This window comes from Arcicella lustrica, from assembly GCF_034930985.1.
Classification (GTDB): Bacteria; Bacteroidota; Bacteroidia; order Cytophagales; family Spirosomataceae; genus Arcicella; species Arcicella lustrica.
In genome coordinates this window covers 1-551 of the sequence record NZ_JAYGIM010000038.1, presented here as the reverse complement: position 1 = coordinate 551, position 551 = coordinate 1, and the positions used below count along the sequence as shown (strand labels likewise).

The following is a 551-nucleotide window of genomic DNA, read 5'->3' as shown; positions in this document are numbered from 1 at the left end:
GCATGATACTCCCATAATAACCATCAGCTTTAGTACTAATATATTCATAGCGTATACCAGGAGTTACCGAAAGTTTATCGTTTAGGTAGAAAATATTTTCAGCAAACAATGATACATTTCGGTTGGGGAAACTGTAATCGTATGTAATAAAGCGTTCGGGCTCTACAAAATTAAAGTTCGCATCTTTTCCTGTACTTCCTAGTCCTTGTAAACTGTGGTTGAATCCATGATAATATCTTCCTCCTACTAACAGTATAGATTGTTTTTTGGCGATAGAGTAACGTTTTAAATACCTTGTTTCTGTTCCCCAGTTTTCAAATTCTCCTTTTATTAAATCTCGGTCGCTGTTATCATCAATAGTTGCTACACGGTTTGGTCTAAACCCTAACGAATATCGGTGAGCTGACAGCCCAAACAGACGGAGATTAAACAGGTTGGTTTCGTTAAACTTATGATCGAAATGAACAGCCAACATATTCCAATTTACATCAAACCAATTACGTTCTCGGTTCGTTTGTCTTGGATCTTGTGCAAACATAGCATCTGACAGC

1 protein-coding gene is annotated in these 551 nt (G+C 37.2%); it reads right to left on the bottom strand.

The window, feature by feature from the left end:
• Positions 1 to 538, bottom strand: a 538-nt coding sequence (locus VB798_RS24335) for a TonB-dependent receptor domain-containing protein (protein WP_323689837.1), incomplete at its 3' end; no start/stop codon positions are given.
• Between the last annotated feature and the right edge of the window lie 13 nt (positions 539 to 551).